We start from the raw sequence: 19,360 nt of genomic DNA, 5'->3' as shown, positions 1-19,360 counted from the left end.
GCACTTCGGGCGTACTCGATCACCGGGTCGTCGCATCTGGTGACCAGTCACCAAACCGGCTCGAGTATCGCGGAGCGAACTCGAGGTCGCACACAGCGTGCGTTCGCACGCGCCACCGCGCTCGTCTGGACCAGGGAGCGCGCGGTTCGTCAGATCAGGACGCGCACGTGCTGATCAGGTCGGAGACGTTGTGATCGCCGCACAGCGGTACCGACATCTCCGGAGAGGTCCCACTCGGGGTCACACGGCCCCAATGTGTGGCACTGCGGCGGCAGTCAGCGATGTAGCAGGCGGGAGCGAGGGAGTCGTACACGCGCAACACAACGGGTTTCGACGCTCTCCCATTCCCGACACCAGCCCGCGAAGACCAGGCCCATTCGGCGAATAACTGCGAGTACCGTTCTTGCCGGCGAGATCTCGGGCCCGAATTCACCCTCTGGAGTTCGCCTAGATGTTGATGGCCGGAAGCGACCACAGGTAGCTCTGGACCGCGCGCTGGCAAATCAGCTCCGTGCGCAGGGTCTCGATCGACAGTGCGTGCCCCGTCCCGCGTCACGTATCCACGTATCTACGGATCGTTCGGCTCTGGCGGTGTCGCTGGACCGGGTCTCCCCCGCGCCCGAGCGGTCAGCGCCTCGGCAACGGTCGGAAAGACCTGCAGCGCACTGTCCGGCGCCGCAGTGCCGATGACGTCCCGGAACTGTCCGACCTCACGGGCAATCGCGAATTGAATACCTCTGCCGGACAGCGCGTCATGGAGTTCGACGAGCATGGTAACGGCACTGACGTCGATGAAGGGTGACGTCTCGGCGTCCAGGACGATGGCGCGGGTGTCTCCGGTGGCGAGGTCGGAGATCCGATCGCGCACGGTGTCGGCGTTGGCGAAGAACAATCCCGCTTCGACGCGGATGACCGCCACGCCCTCGACGTGCCGGGGGTCCGCCTCGTCGGTGGTCTCCACCCAGCGGGTTCCGTCCTTGACCACGGTCGCCACGTGCGGCCGCGAGACCCGGTAGAGGAGCAGCAGCATGGACGCGGCGATGCCGATGATCAGGCCGGGCAAGGTGTCGAAGACCAGAACACCGAACAACGCGACGAGGGCGGCGATGAAGTCGGCGCGAGCGGCGCGGCCGTAGATCGTGCCCAATCGGCCCGTCCACACCCGGTACAGGCGCCGCAACGCAGCGAGGTCGACGAGCTCGACCACCGCCGCGATGACCACCGCGGCCAAGGTCGCCTCGGGGAGTTTCTCGAACAGACCGGTCAGGAACATCAGCGTCAGGACGGTCAGTACGGCGACGACGAGCCCGCTCGCTTGTGTCTTCGCGCCGGCACCCCCGTTGACAGCTGTCTTCGACAAGCTGCCGTTGACGACCATCCCCGAGCACAAACCGGAGCCGACGTTCGCGGCCCCGAGACCGATGAGCTCACGGTTGGCATCGACGGTGTATCCGGCTCTGGCGGCGTATGTCTTGGCTGCGCCGAGGCCTTCGGCGAAACCGATCAGCACGATCCCGGCCGCGGGTCCCACCAGTTCGAGGTACTGGTCCATCGACATCCCGGACGGCAATCCCAGCTCGGGCAGGCCGGGGTCGATCTGACCGACGATGTCGACACCGGAGTCATCGAGACCCAACAGCCACACGGCCCCGATACCACCCAAGACCGCCACCAGTGATCCGGGAACCAGCGGTAGCCACCGCCGGATCGTCAACACCAGGACCAGGCTGGTCACGCCGATGATCGTGGTGCGCCAGTTCCATTCCGACAGATGGGTGAGGAGGGAACCGGCCTGTTCGAAGAAGTTTCCCGCGCCCTTCGGGACGCCGAAAAGCTTCGGGACCTGACCGATGATGATGGTCAGCGCGAGCCCGACAATGAATCCCTTGAGGACCGGCTCGGAGATGAACGAGGCGATGAACCCCATCCGCAGGACGCCGGCGAGAAGCGCGACCAGCCCGGCGGTGATCGACAGTGCGACCGTGGTGGCGAGAAAGAGTTGCGGATCGTCTCCGGCGATCGGGCCCACGGTCGCCGCGGACAACGCAGCGGTCGCCGACATCGGCCCGACCACCAGATGACGTGAGCTGCCGGCGGCGGCGTAGAGCACCAGCGCCGGGACAGCGGCATACAGACCCACCACCGCCGGAACACCGGCGATGGTCGCGTACGCGAGGGCCTCGGGTACCAGGACCGCCCACACCGTCAGCCCGGCAACCACGTCGGGGCGCAGGTAGGCCATCCGATAATTGCGCAGGGAACTGAACACTGCTCCCGTCGGACGCCGCGCTGTCATCGTCCGGGGTCAATCCGCGAAGACGGCGCCGACCTCCGAGCCGAACCACTCACAGACCAACCTCCGCCACCGACGTGCCCGGATCATCCAGCTGCCCCGCATGCGCACGGCATCCACGGTCAGTGTGCCCCAACGCGGCGCATCCGACAGCGATACGTTTTCCAAGCCCGCCGCGGGCGCGGCTCAGACCTCCGTGAGGTCGACGGTCTTGGTCTCCTTGACGCTGAGCAGCGCGATCATGGTGGCGCAGGCGGCGATGGCGAGGTAGACACCCACCCAGCCGACGCCGTAGTCCGCGACGATCCACGTGGCGATGAACGGGGCCACGGCGGCGCCGAGGATCGATGCGACGTTGTAGGCGATTCCCGAGCCGGTATAGCGCACGTTCGTCGGGAACAGCTCGGGCAGGATGGCGCTCATCGGCCCGAAGGTGAGACCCATCAGCGTCATTCCGAGGATCAGGAAGAACAGCATCATGCCGTCGGTCATCGACGACGGGTCGAGCAGCCACTGGAAGCACAGGCCGAACACGATGATCGCCGCGGTGATCACGATGAGGAAGGCGCGACGGCCGTACCGGTCGGCGAGACGCCCCGAGATCGGCACGCAGGCGGCGAAGAAGAGGACCGCGACGAGCTGCAGCTGAAGGAAGTCGACGTAGCTGATCGAGAGCTTCACGCCTGACTCATCGGTCACCTTGCCAGTGCCGTAGGAGATCACCCAGGTGGTCACGATGTAGAACAGCGTGTAGGTCGCGACCATGATGAACGTGCCGGCGATGAGCGGGCGCCAGCTGGTCTTCACGACCTCGGTCAGCGGAGCCTTGACCTTCTTGCCGTCGGCGACAGCCTTGGCGAAGACCGGCGTCTCGGTGAGCTTCAGCCGGACGTACAGCCCGACCGCCACCATGATGGCGCTGGCCAGGAACGGGATTCGCCAACCCCAGGTCATGAAGGCGTGATTCGACGCGGCGGTCTTGGCGTCGAAGTCGAGTGCGAGTATCAGCAGCAAGAAGGTGCCGTTGGCGAAGAAGAAGCCGATCGGTGCGCCGAGCTGCGGCCACATGGCCGCCCACGCGCGTTTGCCCTTCTCCGCGGTCTCGGTCGCGAGAAGCGCTGCGCCAGACCACTCTCCGCCCAGGCCGAGGCCCTGGCAGAAGCGCATGAGCGCCAGCAGCGCGGGCGCGAGGTAGCCGACGGAGTCGTAGGTGGGCAGAAGTCCGATCACGAAGGTCGCGATTCCCATGGTGAGCAGCGAGCCGACGAGCGTCGCCTTGCGCCCGACCCGATCTCCGAAGTGGCCGAACAGGATCGAGCCGATGGGCCGCGCCACGAACGCGAGGCCGAAGGTCGCGAACGACGACAGCAGCGCCGCGGTGTCGTCGCCCTTGGGGAAGAACAGCACCGGGAAGACCAGAACCGCGGCCGTCGCATAGATGTAGAAGTCGAAGAACTCGATGCTCGTCCCGATCATGGACGCGACCACGATGCGGCTGCGGGGTACCGGCGCCTGATCGGGGTGGTCGATGTTGCGGACCGCGGAATCGCTCATTCGCGCGACGTTACGCCTGCGGATCGGCGCCCGAGCTCCGACCCCTGAGGAATTCCTGAGCGCCGGACCTGGACAATCCGGGGAGCCGTCGGGCTCTGAATCGTGGTCGGTCGCGGCCGGCCACGACCGGTACCGGTCGTCGCGAAACTACAGATCTCGGGCTCTCGTACTGGATGGGCCCACCCTGGAGGAACGTCTGAGATGGTGGGAGCGTGACGACAACCTACCGGGACTACCTGTGGTTCAAAGACGACGACGAATTCGCTGGTTGGCGGGCAAACGGCCACGTGGTCAGCCTCATTCGTGATGCCACCGCCACCGGCGTCCTCGATGCCCTCTCCGCCTACAGCCGACGGACCCGCGGGATCGGCTTCGAGGGGTTCGGCAAACGGTCCCTGGAGTTCGAGCTGCTGGGCCTGGCTCCGATGATGTCGCAGACTGTTCAAACCGTGGGGGTTGCTGACATCGGCGGCGGGTGGGTGCTGCTAATCCAGCACAACAGCGAATACCTCGGCGTCAGTGACGAGCTGTTCAAGCCCGTCATCGACAACCACGAGGTCGTCAGCCACTTCAGCAACGTCAATGCGAACTCCCAGTTCGTCTGGTGGCGCAATGGGCAGCGACAGATCTCGTTTGAACCGATGTTCGCCACCTCGGACCTCGACGGGGCCCGGTCGATACCGACCGCTGGATCGTCGACGCTGTTCGACCTGATGTCCGACGTCGGCGGGTTCGAGCTCGAGGAGACCGACGAGCCACGCGCCGAGTTCTTTCACATCGAAGCCAGTTTCGCACTCGCTGAACGGCTGACCGGGATCGCAGTCACCAAGGATCTGATCGAGACCGCTGAGTTCACTGTTGCTCTGGTGCCGACGACGACCGAGCCTCAGGCACCCTTCGCCCACGAAATGCCACCACGCGTTCCGCTGCTGGGGGATCGGGCGACCTGGAGCGAGGTGCACCAGCTGTATCGGTCGGCCGGCGAGACGACCGTCCACGCGACGATGGTGCTCTCCGAGGACCAGGGCGACAGCGAGGAACGCCACGAGGTCGAGTTCTGGTACTCGCCGTTCGAGGGGATGCGGCAGGTCGACGCCGACGGCCTGCTCTCGGTGAGCAACGGTTCCGGTCTGCACTGGCACCGCGGCCCCTACAGCCCCCACACATGGCCCGACCAGTTGATAGGAATACACACCCGATGGGACCAGCAAACCCCGTTTCGTCTGGTGATCGATCCCACCAGCTCGGGAACGGTCACCGAGGTCAACGGCCGTCGAGCGTGGGAGTTCGCCTTTCCACCCGTCTTCTACGGCGGCGGCCCGACGGCGGTCGCGTTCGATGCCCACACCGGCATCCCGCTACGCGCCGAAACCAGCAACCGGACAGAAGAACTCAACAACGTCACCCTCGATGAAAGCCTCCCTGAGGACCTGTTCACGCTCCCGGATTGACGCCCGGATTCCTCGCATGGCTGCGACACGGGCCGTCGATACTTCGGCTGCGTCCTTCCGAGGGGCGGGGGTTCAGAGGTCGATGAAGCCCGCGACGACCACGCGCATGACGCCTTCTGCGGAAGGAGTGCCGTAGAGGGCGACAGCGCAACGCAGCAGAGACGATCCGCCTGGAAGAGGGCGGCTCAGCTCGCTGACAATCTGCCTAATAGGAGCTCAGAGCCTGGACTACGCGAGCCAGCTGGACGTTGACCTGCTTACGCTCTTTGGAGGTGAACCGGTGAAGTGGTTGTCGAAGAACGTCCACGGCGACGTCGTTGGACACGGCTAGCAGCTCGGCGAGCTCGTGCGCCGCTGACGGGCGGTCGGTGCTGTGTTGAACCACTGCCAAGACCTCGGCGGCATTGTCGATCGCTTTCCTCAGACCTGCGTAGCGGTCCCGCTGGTGTTCCAATTGCTCTATGTGCTGATCCTGGTAGTCGGGTTCGACAACCCGATCCGAAGGCAAGAACCGGTGTGGGTCGACCGCTTTGTTGAACTCGATATGGGTTATCTCAGTGAGTCGCTCGTCACCGTGTGCGTGCCCGCGCATCCGCAGGCAGGCGCCTGTCTCTGCGTCCATGGTGACGTTCAGCGGGTTGGGTTTGTTGGGAGGGGGTTGGAGGAGGAAGTCCCATGCTGGGCGGCCGGCGATAGTGGTTTCAGTCGGCGGGCCGGCAGGTGTGTGGAAGTCGTGAGGATTGTCGAATAGCCAGTCACCCGGACTGCCTAGTAGCGGGTGTGGATGGACGTCGCGCCATTTGCTCGCGGCGGAAAAGACCGACCCGCGGGTTACGGGTTCGAGGTGTCCGTGGGCGCCGCGAATCCAGCATCGCTGTCCCTGTTGAATGTGCACCTCTCCGGCATCGTCGGTTACGTGCCATCGATCTCCTGGCGCGATCGTGAAACTAGCGGTCACATCGATTGATGTGCCGTTACTGGTCGCTCGAGTTCGAAGCTCGCCTACCGCGGTGGTGAAACCGACGTCGGCATACCGGGTCCTGAGGTCATCCCATAGGCCCGGAACACGCTCTGGACGGAAACCCGACGCATCGAACTGTATTCCCATACATTTATCCTGACAGAGGACCTTCGTCCGAAATGTCGGAGTCGGCCCGCCAGTGTCGGCGCGGCGTTATCACCGGGTCCCGGACCACGCGTCCTTACAAGCCCGGATCGCTGAGGCGCGCGCACGACTCCGGCTCGGGCCGGCATCGGCCCATGAGGCGCCCTGGAATCCAAACCACCTCTACTTCAGTGATTTTCAAGTGCCGACAATCGATACTCTGTCAGCTCCAAGGGGTCCCGCAGCGGCGTCGTCAAACTGGCCTGCAGAGTTATTACGGGCCCACCTAACCGAACCGTCGCATCCGCGGTGCCATCGATGCCGGGATCGTCAACCGTCGGCGCAACGTCAGTCATGACATTCGGCAACGCGAGCGCCTGCCCCACAGTTGATTACAAATGCCGACAGCCTATGTCCGGTCGTAGTTGAAGAGTAGATTTGCCTCTTCTGCCATTGTCGCCGAGTGCGTGGTGTCCCCACACGGCTAGCAGTTCTCGACGCGGTCCCTCAGCGCAGTGCGGCCGCGACCTGATTGGCCATCGCCTGCTGGCCACGCGTGTTGGCGTGCATCGCCGGGAAGCTGACCGCACCCAACGTCGGTTCGACCCATCGCTGATCGCCCGCGCAGGCGTGGTGGCCGGCGGAGACCTTGGTCATGTCGACATAGGTCGTATCTGTGGCCGCAGCGGCGCGGCGCATTGCGTCGTCGAGGGCGGCGAAGACCCGGTGCAGGTATCCGATATCTCCGGGCGCGGTCAGCAGAGACGCCGAGCAGAGCGCAGTGCCCCGGGCCGGGAAGATCTGCGGATACCCGACGAGGAGGACGCGGGCGCGCGGCGCGGCGCGGTCGATGCGGCGCAACGCGTTCACGAGGTCGGGGTAGGTCGAGGAGTTGATCTTGTCGACCAACGAGGTGCCGAACTCGTCGCGGCACGGGGTGGCCGACAACGGCGCCGACAGCCAGGCCTGCTGACAAGCCGAGGTCGAGTCGTTGAACAGCCCGTTGTTGTTCGCGCCGATCGTCATGGTGACCAAGCGGGTGGCCGGCCCCAACGCGCTGATCTGCGGTCCCTGCCACCGGTACTGCGACTTGGTCAGATTCTCGGTCGTCGCGCCCGCGCAACTGACGTCGGCGACCGGGATCCCCCGTCGCTTGGCGACGAGGCTGGAGTAGTTGACCAGCGAGTTCGAGCAGAAGGTTGCCGCACTCGTCGCCTGGGGGAACACCGACGCGCCCGCGCTGTAGCTGTCGCCGAGGTTCACGTACGGATACCCGTCCGCTGCCTGGGCCCCACCGGCCTGGACGAGTCCGCCGACGAGCGCGACGGCAGTGGCCGCCGCGGTCAGCGCGGTTCGGATGCCGAGGCGTCGGCGCGGTCCGCGGCGGTACGGCAAGGGCATTCCGAACTCCGGATCATGGTGCTCAAGTTACTTATGTTGTTATTGAGACTAACACTCGCCTCCCGACAAACCCGCGTCCGGCGTGCGCCTCAACGGGAACAGTCCGATCAAGAACCCGCAACATTTCGCCCCTGATGACGAAATCCGTTGCACCACAGAGCACTTACCGGGCGTCACCGTGGTGCGAACTCGGCAGTTGTCGCGCGCCGCGAATCGCGGTACGCCGTCACGCCGAGGTGGGATGCCGCGATCACAATTGCGGTCACCGTCATGGGGGCGCCGCCGACCATCAGCAGCCCCCAGAAGCCGGTCCAGTGCGCCAACCCATAGACGGTCACACCCGCCAGCGCCGCTACCGCCAGCCACGACACCCACCAGCGCATCACCAGCGCGGCGACAACAGGTGCGGCACTCAGCAAGACACCGACAGTCACCGGCGGCCATGCGCCGTACACGAACCACACCGGGTCATCACACGTCGCGTCTGCGCGAACACCAGGCTCGTCCAGTTCGCCGATCTTGCCGCACGACATCGACGACCAGCCAGCAGGTTCGAACGCGTTCCACACCGCGAACGCGACGCCGAGCACTCCCAAGACCACCCATGCCGCCCGCACCCATTTCATGGCCGCACGCTACCCGCACACGACGACTCACAGATCCCGGTGCCGCCTTCACGCAGTCGCCGGTCAGCTACCCCGCTTGATCCACTCCTCCAGGTGAGGGGCCTCGGTGCCGACGGTCGTGCCGTCGCCGTGGCCGGTATAAACCTTGGTCTCGGGGTCGAGGGTGAAGATCTTCTCGGCGATCGAGGCAATGATCGTGGGGAAGCTCGAGTACGAGCGACCCGTCGCGCCCGGCCCGCCCTGGAACAGGGTGTCGCCGGAGAACAGCACCTTCGCCTCGGGCAGATGGATCACCGACGAGCCCGGCGAATGGCCCGGGGTGTTGATGATCGTCAGCTCGGTACCGGCGACACCGATCTTCTGGCCGTCCTCGAGGTCCTGGTGCGCGACATCGGGATGGGTGTCGTTCCAGAGCATGTCGTCGCCGGGATGCAGCAGAATCGGCGCGCCGGTGGCCTGCGACAGTTCCGGGGCAACGGTCACGTGGTCGTTGTGGCCGTGCGTGAGCACGATTGCCTTCACCGTGCGGTTGCCGACGCCGTCGAGGATCGGCTTCGCCGAGTGCGCGGCGTCGATGATGATCACCTCGTCGTCATTGCCGACGAGCCACACGTTGTTGTCGACGTCCCAGGTTCCGCCGTCGAGACTGAAGGTGCCCGAGGTGACGACGTTGTCGATGCGCAGATCCGACATCAGAGTTCCACCACCGAACGCAGCACCTTGCCGGCCTCCATCGCCGAGAACGCCGCTTCGACGTCGTCGATGCCGATGCGTTCGGTGACGAACTTGTCCAGCGGCAGGCGGCCCTGTTCGTAGAGGTCGATGAGCATCGGGAAGTCACGCTCGGGCAGGCAGTCGCCGTACCACGAGGACTTGAGCGCGCCGCCGCGGGAGAAGAAGTCCACCAGCGGCATCTCCAGCGTCATCTCCGGGGTCGGCACACCGACGAGCACGACGACGCCGGCGAGGTCGCGGGCGTAGAAGGCCTGCTTGTAGGTCTCCGGGCGGCCGACCGCGTCGATGACGACGTCGGCGCCGTTGCCGTCGGTGAGTTCCTGCACCGCCGCGATCACGTCGTCGACCTTCGAGCCGTCGATGGTGTGGGTGGCACCGAGGTCTCTCGCCCACTCGAGCTTCGACGCGTCGCGGTCGATCGCGATGATGGTCGTCGCACCGGCCAGGCGGGCGCCGGCGATCGCGGCATCACCGACACCGCCGCAGCCGATGACCGCGACCGAGTCGCCACGACCGACGTTGCCGGTGTTCATCGCCGCGCCGATACCGGCCATCACACCGCAGCCGAGCAGCCCGGCCACGGCCGGGTCGGTGTCGGGATTGACCTTGGTGCACTGCAATTCGTGAATGAGGGTCTTCTCGGCGAACGCGCCGATACCCAGCGCCGGGGTCAGTTCGGTGCCGTCGGTCAGGGTCATCGGGACGCTGGCGTTGAAGGTGTCGAAGCAGTACCAGGGGCGTCCGCGCTTACAGGCACGACACTGCCCGCACACCGCACGCCAGTTCAGGACGACGAAGTCCCCGACCTCCACATGGGTGACGTCGGAACCGACCGACTCGACCACACCCGCGGCCTCGTGGCCGAGCAGGAACGGATACTCGTCGTTGATGCCGCCCTCGCGGTAGGCCAGGTCCGTGTGGCAGACACCGCATGCCTTGATCGCCACGACCACATCGCGTGCGCCCGGGTCCGGGATCACCACGTCCACGACCTCCGTCGGCGCCTTCTTGCTGCGCGAGATGACTCCCTTGACTGTCTGCGACATGCGCTCTTCCTTCCGCAACTGCGTTGTTCGGGGTACGTGTGCGACGTGTGTCCGCGGGCGAAGCGACGCACCGCGGCATCGCCGGAACACATCGTCACAACCTTATCCGTAGGTCGATCGCCGGTCCACTGGGAGTGGACAACGTCCACTATTGATAGTCGGTCGTGTCGCACGGCCCGGGTTTGTTTCGCGCCGCGGGCGCGCGGGCACTCCGAAGAGGAACCACCACTCACGTTCGATCACGAGGAGGTCGACCATGGCACAGAACAAGAAGGACCCCGGACCCTCGGTCAAGGACGACGAACTCTACGAGAAGCTGCGCGACGAGGGGAACTCGAAGGAGAAGTCCGCGCGCATCGCCAACGCCGCCGCCAACAGTTCGCGTTCGGACGTCGGCAAGAGCGGCGGAAAGTCCGGCTCCTACGAGGACTGGACCGTCGACGAACTCAAGAAGCGCGCCAAGGAACTCGACCTGTCCGGCTACTCGGATCTGAAGAAGGACGAGCTCATCGAGAAGTTGCGGGATCACTGATCCGGGACGAACCGGTCCGACAACACCGAAGCCGCCGACCCTGAGGGATCGGCGGCTTCGGCGTGTTGTGGGACGGTGCCGGTCAGTGCGCCTCTCGGCAAACAGGCCGCTCGAAGCGGCAAAAGGGTGGGACCCGGGGCATTGAGTCCGTCACCGTCGCGGGGTACAACTGCGGCGATCGGAAAGTTATTCCGCCGGGTCACCACCACGTGCCGAGGGCGTCCGGGCACAGTGTCCCGCCGGTCACCGGATCAGGCCGAGACGCTGGAACGCGGTGAGCGCGGTCTCCCCGGTGTTCCAGAGCGCGCGGACATCGCCACGCGCACCGGCAGCCGCACGGCCGTCTTGGAGCGCGAGGCCGTTGCGGAATGTGAGCACGTTGTAGCCGACGTCGGCGGCCCGCAGCATCGGCCCGGTGGCCCGGCCGGCGCCGGCCACACGGTCGAGGCCCTCCCCGACGGTGTAGAACCGGAAGATCGGTCCGAGGTCGACGCCGTACTCCCGAAGTGTGGATGTCACAATCGAGTTCCCATGCGCTGCAATGGCATCGACGATGAAGAAGAAGTCACGCGCGTTTCCAGTCGTCGCGCGGGAGGCGGCCGTCGCGTAGGCGAGGTCGACCGTGATGTGCGAGTTGTACCCGGCCATCGCCACCCGCTGGCCCGGGACAGCGCAGTCGGCCGCCATGTCGAAGTAGTGCCGCCACTGGGATGCGACCGGACCGCCCCCGAACTCGCCGCGCACGGCGTCGAGGAACCGGTTGAGGAGTTCGAGGCTGATCACCGGGGCCCATCGCGGGGTCTGGAAGACGCGCGGGTTGTTCTGCAGGGGCATCACCGCGTCGCGTTCCACCGCGGCAAGTCCCAGAGCGAAGAGCCCGCGGCGGTCGCGACGGTCGGTGAGGATGTCCACGATCCCGTACAGCTTCGTGACGTTGCGTCGTAGCTGTACCAGGGGCAGGTCTCGCGAATCACGCTCATAGGTACTGAGCTCGACGAGCCGCTCCCGGTCGGCGGGGCGGAGCTCGGTGCCACACGTCTCGGCGGGTGCCGCCGTCGACGTTGCCGGCGCGGCGACGAGGAGTGTTCCGAGCAGAGCGGCGGTCAGCAGTGCCACCGAGAGTGTTCGCATGGAACCCGGTGTTACCCCTCCGCGCGCGGATCAACCCTCCGACGGGGTTGCGAGACCCTTCGTGACGCTCGCAAGCTCGCTCCTCAGGGAGCAGGGTGACGCTCGCAAGCTCGCTCCTCAGGGAGCAGGGTGACGCTCGCAAGCTCGCTCCTCAGGGAGCAGGGTGACGCTCGCAAGCTCGCTCCTCAGGGAGCGGAGGTCGTCAGGGCAGGAGACCCGCGCTGCGGGCGGTCACCACGGCCTCCAGCCGCGACGACGCCCCGAGCTTGCGCATCGCATCTTTCATGTAGCCCTTCACCGTGTACACGGTCACGCCGAGCGTCTCGGCGATCCGCGCATTCGAGTATCCCAGTGCGGCAAGGGAGATCACGTCCTGCTCGCGCCCGGTCAGATCCACCTGCGTCCGCGCTGCCGGGTTCGCCGCGACCAGGACCTCGGTGATCGCGGCGAGCTCGTCGGCAAGCCGGTCGTCGTCGACGGTGTCCACCAGCGATCGGAGTCGTGTGTAGGCCGCGGTCATCCGGTCACGCATCTCCGCCTCGTCCCGGGCGGCGTGTTCGAGCCGCGCGCGCGACGCGACGATCTCGTGTTCGACGGTGCGGGCCTCCATGGCGAGGACGTCGAGCATCCGTCCGCCGATCGGGTCCGGGGTGTGCAGCGCGCCGTAGAGCACCGCCACGGGCGTCCGATCGACGATCACCGGCGCGGCCATCATGGCGCGCAACCCCTCTCGCTCGATGATCGTGTTGTAGCGATGGGTGATGCGCGGGGTGCGGAGGTAGTCGTCGACGACCATCGGACGGTTCAGCGAGACGACCTTGCCGCCCAGCCCGTGCCCGACGTCGACCGACACCCCCCTCAAAGCTCCGACCGTCGAGCCGGCGAAGTGCTGCAGACGCAGGTTCGATGGCCCGTTCAGGACACCTGCGAAGGCCAGCGGCACCCCGCTGGACTTGCGAACCCGGCGCAGCGCGTCGGTGACGATCCCGCTCAGCGGCTCGGGCATCTCACCTCACTCTCCCCCTCTTCGGAGGGTGTTCCAGGAAGTCGTCCGCGGAGGACACTGTGACTCAGCTTACTCAGTCAAGAGCGAGGTTCACGATGACACAGGCCACCACGACCCCCACCGACCTGGTCGACCGCTGGTTGGCGATCTACGGGGCGCCCGACGCCGACGCCGCGTCGCTTCTCGTCGACGGACACGATCCCGACGCGGTCGCCTTCACCGTGATCGAGGTCGAGCAGACCGGCGATCACCAGTCCGGCGACGTCCGACCGGTCACCACTGATGTCACCTACGGCGAGCTGGCCGAGCGGTCCAAGCGACTCGCCTCGGCTCTCGCGGAGCTGGGCGTCGGTCGCGGCGACACGGTGGGCGTCCTCATGGGCAAGCGCGAGGAGCTCGTCGTCTCGCTGCTGGCGATCGCTCGCCTCGGCGCGGTCTACATCCCGCTGTTCACCGCCTTCGCGACCCCCGCGATCGAGATGCGCCTGCAGGCCGGTGCCGCGAAGGTCGTCATCACCGAGCCGAGTCAGGCGGACAAGCTCTCCGGGATCGACGGCATCACCACGGTGGTCGCCGGCGAGCAGTTCGAAGATCTCATCGCCTCGCACGACGCGGTCACCGAGTCGGTCGCGGTCGGCGGCGACGGGACGTTGATCCTGCTCTTCACCAGCGGTACCACCGGTGCGCCGAAGGGCGTTCCCGTGCCGGTCAAGGCGCTCGCCTCGTTCGTCGCCTACATGCACTTCGGTCTCGACGTCCAGGCCGACGACGTGTTCTGGAACGCCGCCGACCCCGGCTGGGCCTACGGGCTGTACTACGGTGTGCTCGGCCCGCTGGCGGCCGGGCGGCGCAATCTGCTGCTGCACGCCGGATTCACCCCCGAACTCACCGCCAAGATCCTCGGCGACCTCGGCGTCACCAACTTCGCGGCGGCACCGACCGTCTACCGCTCGCTCAGCAAGGACTCGCGCATCTCCGGGTTCTCGCTCCGCCGGGCATCCTCGGCCGGTGAACCCCTGACCCCTGACGTCATCGACTGGGCGCTGGGCGCCATCGGCACCGAGGTCCGCGACCACTACGGGCAGACCGAGCACGGCATGTTCATCAACAACCACTGGCACGAGTCGGTCCACGAGACCCTGGTCCCGGGTTCGATGGGCCGGCCGATGCCCGGCTTCGCGGCGGGCGTCGTCGACGGCCAGATCGCCATCGACGTCCCGGCCAGCCCGCTGATGTGGTTCTCGGGCTACCTCGACGCCCCGGAGAAGACCGAGCAGCGGTTCTCCCCCGACGGCCGGTGGTACCTGACCGGCGACACCGGCCGGGTGGACGACGAGGGCCGCTACTTCTTCACCGCACGCGACGACGACGTGATCATCATGGCCGGGTACCGGATCGGCCCGTTCGACGTCGAGAGCGTCCTGATCACCCACCCGTCGATCATCGACGTCGCCGTCGTGGGCCGTCCCGACGAGCTCCGTGGCGAGGTCCTGGAGGCGTTCGTCGTCCTCGCGGACGGGGTCGAGGGCACCGATGCTCTCGAAACCGAGCTTCAGCAGTTGGTCAAGACGAGGTTCGCCGCGCACGCCTATCCGCGCACCGTGCACTTCGTCGACGCCCTGCCCAAGACCCCGAGCGGCAAGATCCAACGGTTCCTGCTGCGCCAGAGATGAGTCGCGTTCGCGCGTAACGGCCTCACCGTGTGTGAGCGATGAACCGACTGCGCGGACACTGACGCCGCCGCGCGAAGACCGACTGCGCCTGGCCGGGCTTCGACGACCTCGCCCGGCCCACGACGCGGTCACCGGACGCGCAACCAGCGGGTCACACCCCTATCCGCTGGTTGCGCTTCTCCGATCCCTCCCGGTCACTTCAGCCAACATCCCACGACGGGTCCACGAGCGCCCGCACCGAATCCGGCGGCGACTCCCCGCTGTGGGTCACCGGGGCGTCGTAGACCGTCCGTACGGGGACGACGCCGGTCCACTCCGCCGACTCCCCACCAGGCCCACCGGTCCGCGCCTTCGCGATCCACTGTCCGTCGACGATCGGCAGACGCAGTGCGACGGTCGCCGCCAGCTCTTTGCGCGTCGTCGACCGGACTTCGGCGACCCGACCGGGAATGAGTTTGTCCGACAACATCTCCAATGCCGCCTGGGCATCGTCGGCGACTTCGGGCACACCGCGTACGACGGCCGACCGGTAGTTCGCCGAATGGTCGAAGAGGGTGTCGGCCACGACCAGCCCGTCCAAGACGAACACCGTGAAGGTCACCGGCGCGCCCGCCGCCACGTGCCGCAGGGCACCGGCCCCGGTCGATCCGTGCAGGACGATCGAGTCGCCGTCCCGCGCGAAGAGCATCGGCACCGACCAGGGGAGGCCGTCGACGACGGTGCCCAGGGTCCCGACCTTCGCCTCGTCGAGCAGGGCGTCGAGCAACGCGCGGTCGGCTGCCCGCTCGGGTTTGCGCGTCAAGGACGAGAGCGGCGATGCCGCGTCCACCGGAGTACCGCCGTTCGAGGTCATGCGGACATGGTCGCCCGCGACGGCTGTCGGCTCAACAGGTTTGCTGGGGCACCCCTGCTGGAAACCACCCGCCACAGCGCGCCGAGCGACATATGGTCGCCAATTCACTTCTGCGGGGTGGCTTTCACCAGGGCTGACCAACGAGGACCGAAACTGTCCTCTATCGCTCATAGCGTGGTCCTCACACACATCGAGAGGACACACCATGAGCACCTACACCCCCGCAGAACTCAGCGTCGAGGTCACCGGCGAGAAGAAGGAACTGCTGACCGTCCTGCAGGACCAACGCAACATGCTGAAGATCACGGCGCGCAACCTCTCCGACGACGACGCCCGGAAGCAGTCGACGGTCAGCACCCTCACGATCGGCGCTCTCATCAAGCACCTCGCACACGGCGAGGAGAACGCTGCCCGCGTCATCACCGAACGGGACGAGAACGCCGAGTTCGACATGAGTCAGGCCATGACCGAGTACGAGATGGGCGACGACGAGACCCTGGCCGGCTGGCTGGACGCCTACGATCGCGCGGCGGCAGAACTCGATCGCGTGATCGCCGGCGCCGCGAGTCTCGACGAACTCATCCCCCAGCCCACCGCGCCCTGGGCACCCGAGCGGGAGTGGGTTTCTATCCGCACGATGATTGCCCATCTGCTCCGCGAGACCGCCCATCACTCCGGCCACGCCGACATCATCCGCGAAGCACTCGACGGCCAGACCACCATGGGCGCGGTGTCCGAAGGGCAGGACTGGGCCGACGCCGAGTGGGCCCAGTGATGCCCAGGTCGCGGTAGGGAACGGCCGGCATTCGACGATCAGTCTCGCCTTCGACCAATCCGCGGGCCCCCCGGCACCGAAGACGTTGTGAGGCTGCCGATCAGACGCAGTCGACACCGACCCCACAGATTGGATCGACGATGATCAAGCGAGTTCCCCGTGTAGCAGGTGCGTTGACAGGACTGGTCCTCGCTGTCGGCGTGATGGCCGGCTGTTCCAGTGACGACTCCGACACCTCGAGCGAAACGACCGGCGCTGCAACCGAATCCAGCGCCATGATGAGCGAGAGCGCGATGGCGGACCCGGCCGCGAACCTCGTCGGACCCGGCTGTGCCGCATATGCCGAGGCCAACCCCTCGGGCCCGGCGTCGGTCAACGGGATGTCCACCGTCCCGGTCGCCACCGCGGCTGCCACCAATCCCGAACTCACCACGCTGACCCAGGCCCTCTCGGGCCAGCTGAATCCCGAGGTCAACCTCGTGAAGACGCTGAACGAGGGTGAATTCACCGTGTTCGCACCGACCAACGATGCGTTCGCGAAGCTGCCCCCGGAGACCATCGAGCAGCTCAAGACCGACGCCCCCCTGTTGAACAAGATCCTGACCTACCACGTGGTCGAGGGTCAGACCGCCCCCGACCAGATCGTCGGTGAGCACACCACGCTCGAGGGCCAGCAGGTCACCGTGACCGGATCCGGCGACGACCTCAAGGTCAACGAGTCCGGGGTCGTCTGCGGCGGCGTCACCACGTCGAACGCCCAGGTCTACCTGATCGACACGGTGTTGATGCCCCCGGCCGGCGAGTGATTTCCCGGTAGCACTGTGTGACAACGTTTTCCGCGATCCCCACCGGCGACATCCGCCGGTGGGAATCGTGCTGTGCGGGGCCCGGGCGTGTGATCCTCGTCAGATCCGCACCGACGGCACTGCCTCGCCGGGCCGCACGTGGGTGTCGGTCAGAGCCGCCACCTGGATCGGAACCCCGGTCATGTTGGCCATCCCGGCAAGCCGCTCGAGGTCGGCCGGATCCGACGAGATGAGGGCATTGACGTTCACGCCACCGGCGCCGAGGTCGTTCTCCGCGGCCGCGTTCGCCTGCGTCCACCCGCCGGATCCGTTGTGCCCCCACCCATGCGGGATCGCGACCACACCGGGCTTGATGTCCTCGGTGATGGTGACGGGCAACGAGATCCGTCCGTGTCGCGACGCCACCGTCGCGAGGTCGCCCTCGGCCAGCCCGCGTGCCGTGGCATCGTCGGGATGCATTCTGGCTGCGTGAGATCGTCCTCCGCGCAACAACATCGGTGCGTTGTGCTGCCAGCTGTTCTCCGAACGGATCTCGCGCATGCCGATGAGCCGCAACGGGTAACCCGTGTCGTCGTCGACCGCCAGTCGTTCTATCTCGGACATCAGTTCCGGTACCGCCAAGCGGATCTTGCTGTCGAGGTAGGTGATGTTCTTCCCGAGCTGCCCGGGTGCGAGATCGTCGGCGACCACGACCCCGTGCGGATGGTCCTCGACCAGACGCCGGTAGGTCAATCCGCCGCGGCGCAGACCGAATCGGTCTCCGCCCAACCCCATCCGGATCACCAGGTCGGAGATGCCGCGCGGGGTGACCGGACGCCCGAGGCGTCGTGCCAGCCGGTTGCCGGCGTGCAGTGACCGGACCAGCAGATTCTCCGGCGCCAGGAAGCCGATGAGCTCGTTGATCACCGTCCATTCCTCGCGGGCCTCGTCCTGCGGTGGGATCACGGCCTCGGTGGCCTGTTTGAACGGGGTCGTGAACAGCGCCTGGAACGGGAGCAGGAAGTCTTCGCGCTCGTACATCGTGGTGGCCGGCAAGATGTAGTCGGCCCGGGCGTTGGTCTCGTTGCGGTAGATGTCCAGGGACACCATGAGATCGAGTTCGTCGAGCGCCGAGCGCAGTTCGTCACCATTCGGGACCGACAGCACCGGATTGCCGGCACTGACGAGCAGCGCGCGGAGCCGGCCACGTCCGGGTGTCGTGATCTCCTTGGCCATCAACGACGCCGGCGCCGTCCCGAGGACCTGCGGCAGATTGCCGACACGACTTCGGCGTCCGGCCCAGCGAAAGCTCGACACCCGTTGCAGGGCAGTCACACCCAGCCGTTGTCCGGGAATTCCCAGATCGCCGAACATCGAGCCACCGGGCACGTCCAGGTTCCCTGCGACGAGGTTGACCATGTCCAGGAGGGCGGTCGTCAACGTGCCCGTACGTCCCAACGACGTACCCACCCGGCCGTACACCGCAGCACGATCCGTCCGCGCGAGTGACCGCGCGACCTCGCGTACCCGCTCGGGGTCGATGTCCGTGCGGGCCGCGGTCACCTCCGGTGCATATGCCGCGACGAGCGTCTCGAGCTCGGCCACCCCGCGCGCCTGCCGCCGGAGCCGATCACGGTCGGCGAGGTTCTCGTCGAAGAGCACGTGGAGGAGCGACAACAGGAACAAGGCGTCGGTGTCGGGCGTGATCGGCAGCCAGTCGAACTCCCGGGCGGTCTCGGTGTGGCGAGGGTCGACGACGACGACGGACCCACCGCGTGCCGTGATGGCGTTCAGGCCCTCGCGGATACGCGGCGAGCTCATCACACTGCCGTGCGACACGACCGGGTTCGCGCCGATGATCACCAGGTAGTCGACCCGGTTGATGTCGGGGATCGGCGCGGTCAGCGGGTTGCCGTACAGGAAGTGACTGGCGACGAACCGGTTGTTCACGTCCTGCGACCCCGCCGAGTACACGTGCGGCGTCCCGAGCAGGTTCATGAAGATCGCGGTCCACAGCACGTGCCCGGTCGAGAACGTCGCCGGGTTCCCGAAGTACCAGCCGATCGAGTCGCTGCCGGACGACTTGTACACCTCGACCAGCCGCCGCCCGATCTCGTCGAGCGCGGTGTCCCACGAGACCTGTTCGAACTCACCGTCGGGGCGCCGCCGGAGCGGGTGCCGGAGACGGTCGGGGTCGTTGACGATCTCGGTGAACGCGATCCCCTTCGGACACGCGAAGCCCCGCGACAGCGGATGCTCCTTGTCGGGCCGCAGCGACACCAGCCGATCGTCCTCGACGGTCGCGATCATGCCGCACAGCGGCTCGCAGATACGGCAATAGGTGTGCTTGTCCATCGGCATCGGTGCGTCCCCTCGACCTCGCGCAATGATGTT

General features: G+C 66.6%; 16 protein-coding genes. 5 read left to right on the top strand and 11 right to left on the bottom strand.

What is annotated here, in order from left to right; translation table 11 throughout:
- Positions 1-568 precede the first annotated feature (568 nt).
- Both KTR9_RS01215 and KTR9_RS01210 read right to left on the bottom strand, forming a co-directional pair.
- Positions 569-2,296 carry a SulP family inorganic anion transporter gene (locus tag KTR9_RS01215; RefSeq protein WP_044505613.1) on the bottom strand — a complete coding sequence of 576 codons (1,728 nt, stop codon included), beginning with the start codon at positions 2,294-2,296 and terminating at the stop codon, positions 569-571.
- Positions 2,297-2,479: 183 nt separating this feature from the next.
- Complete coding sequence (locus KTR9_RS01210) at positions 2,480-3,847, bottom strand: MFS transporter (protein WP_014924857.1); 1,368 nt, start codon at positions 3,845-3,847, stop codon at positions 2,480-2,482.
- A 212-nt stretch (positions 3,848-4,059) separates the two neighbouring features.
- Between KTR9_RS01210 and KTR9_RS26780 the strand changes: the two genes are divergently transcribed.
- On the top strand, positions 4,060-5,298 hold the full coding sequence (locus tag KTR9_RS26780; RefSeq protein WP_014924856.1) for a DUF6461 domain-containing protein: 1,239 nt from the start codon (positions 4,060-4,062) through the stop codon (positions 5,296-5,298).
- A 205-nt stretch (positions 5,299-5,503) separates the two neighbouring features.
- On the opposite strand, the gene KTR9_RS27205 is transcribed toward KTR9_RS26780, so the two are convergent.
- From KTR9_RS27205 to KTR9_RS01180, 5 genes are all read right to left on the bottom strand, one after another.
- Complete coding sequence (locus KTR9_RS27205) at positions 5,504-6,406, bottom strand: hypothetical protein (RefSeq protein WP_014924855.1); 903 nt, start codon at positions 6,404-6,406, stop codon at positions 5,504-5,506.
- Positions 6,407-6,910: 504 nt separating this feature from the next.
- Entirely contained in the window at positions 6,911-7,804 is an 894-nt protein-coding gene (locus KTR9_RS01195; protein WP_044505611.1) for an SGNH/GDSL hydrolase family protein, read from the bottom strand.
- Between the two features lie 173 nt (positions 7,805-7,977).
- Positions 7,978-8,430, bottom strand: coding sequence for a hypothetical protein (locus KTR9_RS01190; protein ID WP_044505610.1), 453 nt, complete (start codon positions 8,428-8,430; stop codon positions 7,978-7,980).
- Positions 8,431-8,493: 63 nt separating this feature from the next.
- Positions 8,494-9,123 carry an MBL fold metallo-hydrolase gene (locus KTR9_RS01185; protein WP_014924853.1) on the bottom strand — a complete coding sequence of 210 codons (630 nt, stop codon included), beginning with the start codon at positions 9,121-9,123 and terminating at the stop codon, positions 8,494-8,496.
- Positions 9,123-10,211: an S-(hydroxymethyl)mycothiol dehydrogenase gene (locus KTR9_RS01180; protein ID WP_014924852.1), complete on the bottom strand. Its 1,089-nt coding sequence runs from the start codon at positions 10,209-10,211 to the stop codon at positions 9,123-9,125. Before KTR9_RS01180 ends, KTR9_RS01185 begins: the two co-directional genes overlap by 1 nt.
- 256 nt (positions 10,212-10,467) lie before the next feature.
- Between KTR9_RS01180 and KTR9_RS01175 the strand changes: the two genes are divergently transcribed.
- The gene (locus tag KTR9_RS01175; protein ID WP_010844697.1) at positions 10,468-10,743 is read left to right on the top strand and encodes a DUF7218 family protein; all 276 of its coding nucleotides are present in this window, start codon (positions 10,468-10,470) and stop codon (positions 10,741-10,743) included.
- 243 nt (positions 10,744-10,986) lie between these two features.
- Here the strand turns inward: KTR9_RS01175 and KTR9_RS01170 are convergent, their stop codons facing one another.
- Positions 10,987-11,874, bottom strand: a complete 888-nt coding sequence (locus KTR9_RS01170) for a DUF5995 family protein (protein WP_014924851.1) — start codon at positions 11,872-11,874, stop codon at positions 10,987-10,989.
- A gap of 202 nt (positions 11,875-12,076) precedes the next feature.
- Positions 12,077-12,880, bottom strand: coding sequence for a helix-turn-helix transcriptional regulator (locus tag KTR9_RS01165; protein WP_010844699.1), 804 nt, complete (start codon positions 12,878-12,880; stop codon positions 12,077-12,079).
- A 95-nt stretch (positions 12,881-12,975) separates the two neighbouring features.
- On the opposite strand from KTR9_RS01165, the gene KTR9_RS01160 reads away from it, so the two are divergent.
- The gene (locus tag KTR9_RS01160; RefSeq protein ID WP_014924850.1) at positions 12,976-14,553 is read left to right on the top strand and encodes an AMP-binding protein; all 1,578 of its coding nucleotides are present in this window, start codon (positions 12,976-12,978) and stop codon (positions 14,551-14,553) included.
- Between the two features lie 199 nt (positions 14,554-14,752).
- On the opposite strand, the gene KTR9_RS01155 is transcribed toward KTR9_RS01160, so the two are convergent.
- The gene (locus KTR9_RS01155) at positions 14,753-15,406 is read right to left on the bottom strand and encodes a pyridoxamine 5'-phosphate oxidase family protein (RefSeq protein WP_044505601.1); all 654 of its coding nucleotides are present in this window, start codon (positions 15,404-15,406) and stop codon (positions 14,753-14,755) included.
- Between the two features lie 205 nt (positions 15,407-15,611).
- Between KTR9_RS01155 and KTR9_RS01150 the strand changes: the two genes are divergently transcribed.
- Entirely contained in the window at positions 15,612-16,181 is a 570-nt protein-coding gene (locus KTR9_RS01150) for a DinB family protein (protein WP_010844888.1), read from the top strand.
- A 140-nt stretch (positions 16,182-16,321) separates the two neighbouring features.
- Positions 16,322-16,987, top strand: coding sequence for a fasciclin domain-containing protein (locus tag KTR9_RS01145; RefSeq protein WP_193363213.1), 666 nt, complete (start codon positions 16,322-16,324; stop codon positions 16,985-16,987).
- Between the two features lie 99 nt (positions 16,988-17,086).
- Here KTR9_RS01145 and KTR9_RS01140 read toward each other — a convergent pair whose 3' ends face one another.
- Complete coding sequence (locus tag KTR9_RS01140) at positions 17,087-19,327, bottom strand: molybdopterin-containing oxidoreductase family protein (RefSeq protein ID WP_014924847.1); 2,241 nt, start codon at positions 19,325-19,327, stop codon at positions 17,087-17,089.
- Between the last annotated feature and the right edge of the window lie 33 nt (positions 19,328-19,360).

It is taken from the genome of Gordonia sp. KTR9 (assembly GCF_000143885.2).
Lineage (GTDB): Bacteria > Actinomycetota > Actinomycetes > Mycobacteriales > Mycobacteriaceae > Gordonia.
The sequence above is the reverse complement of the archived record's forward strand: the minus strand, read 5'-3'. Positions and strand labels throughout refer to the sequence as shown.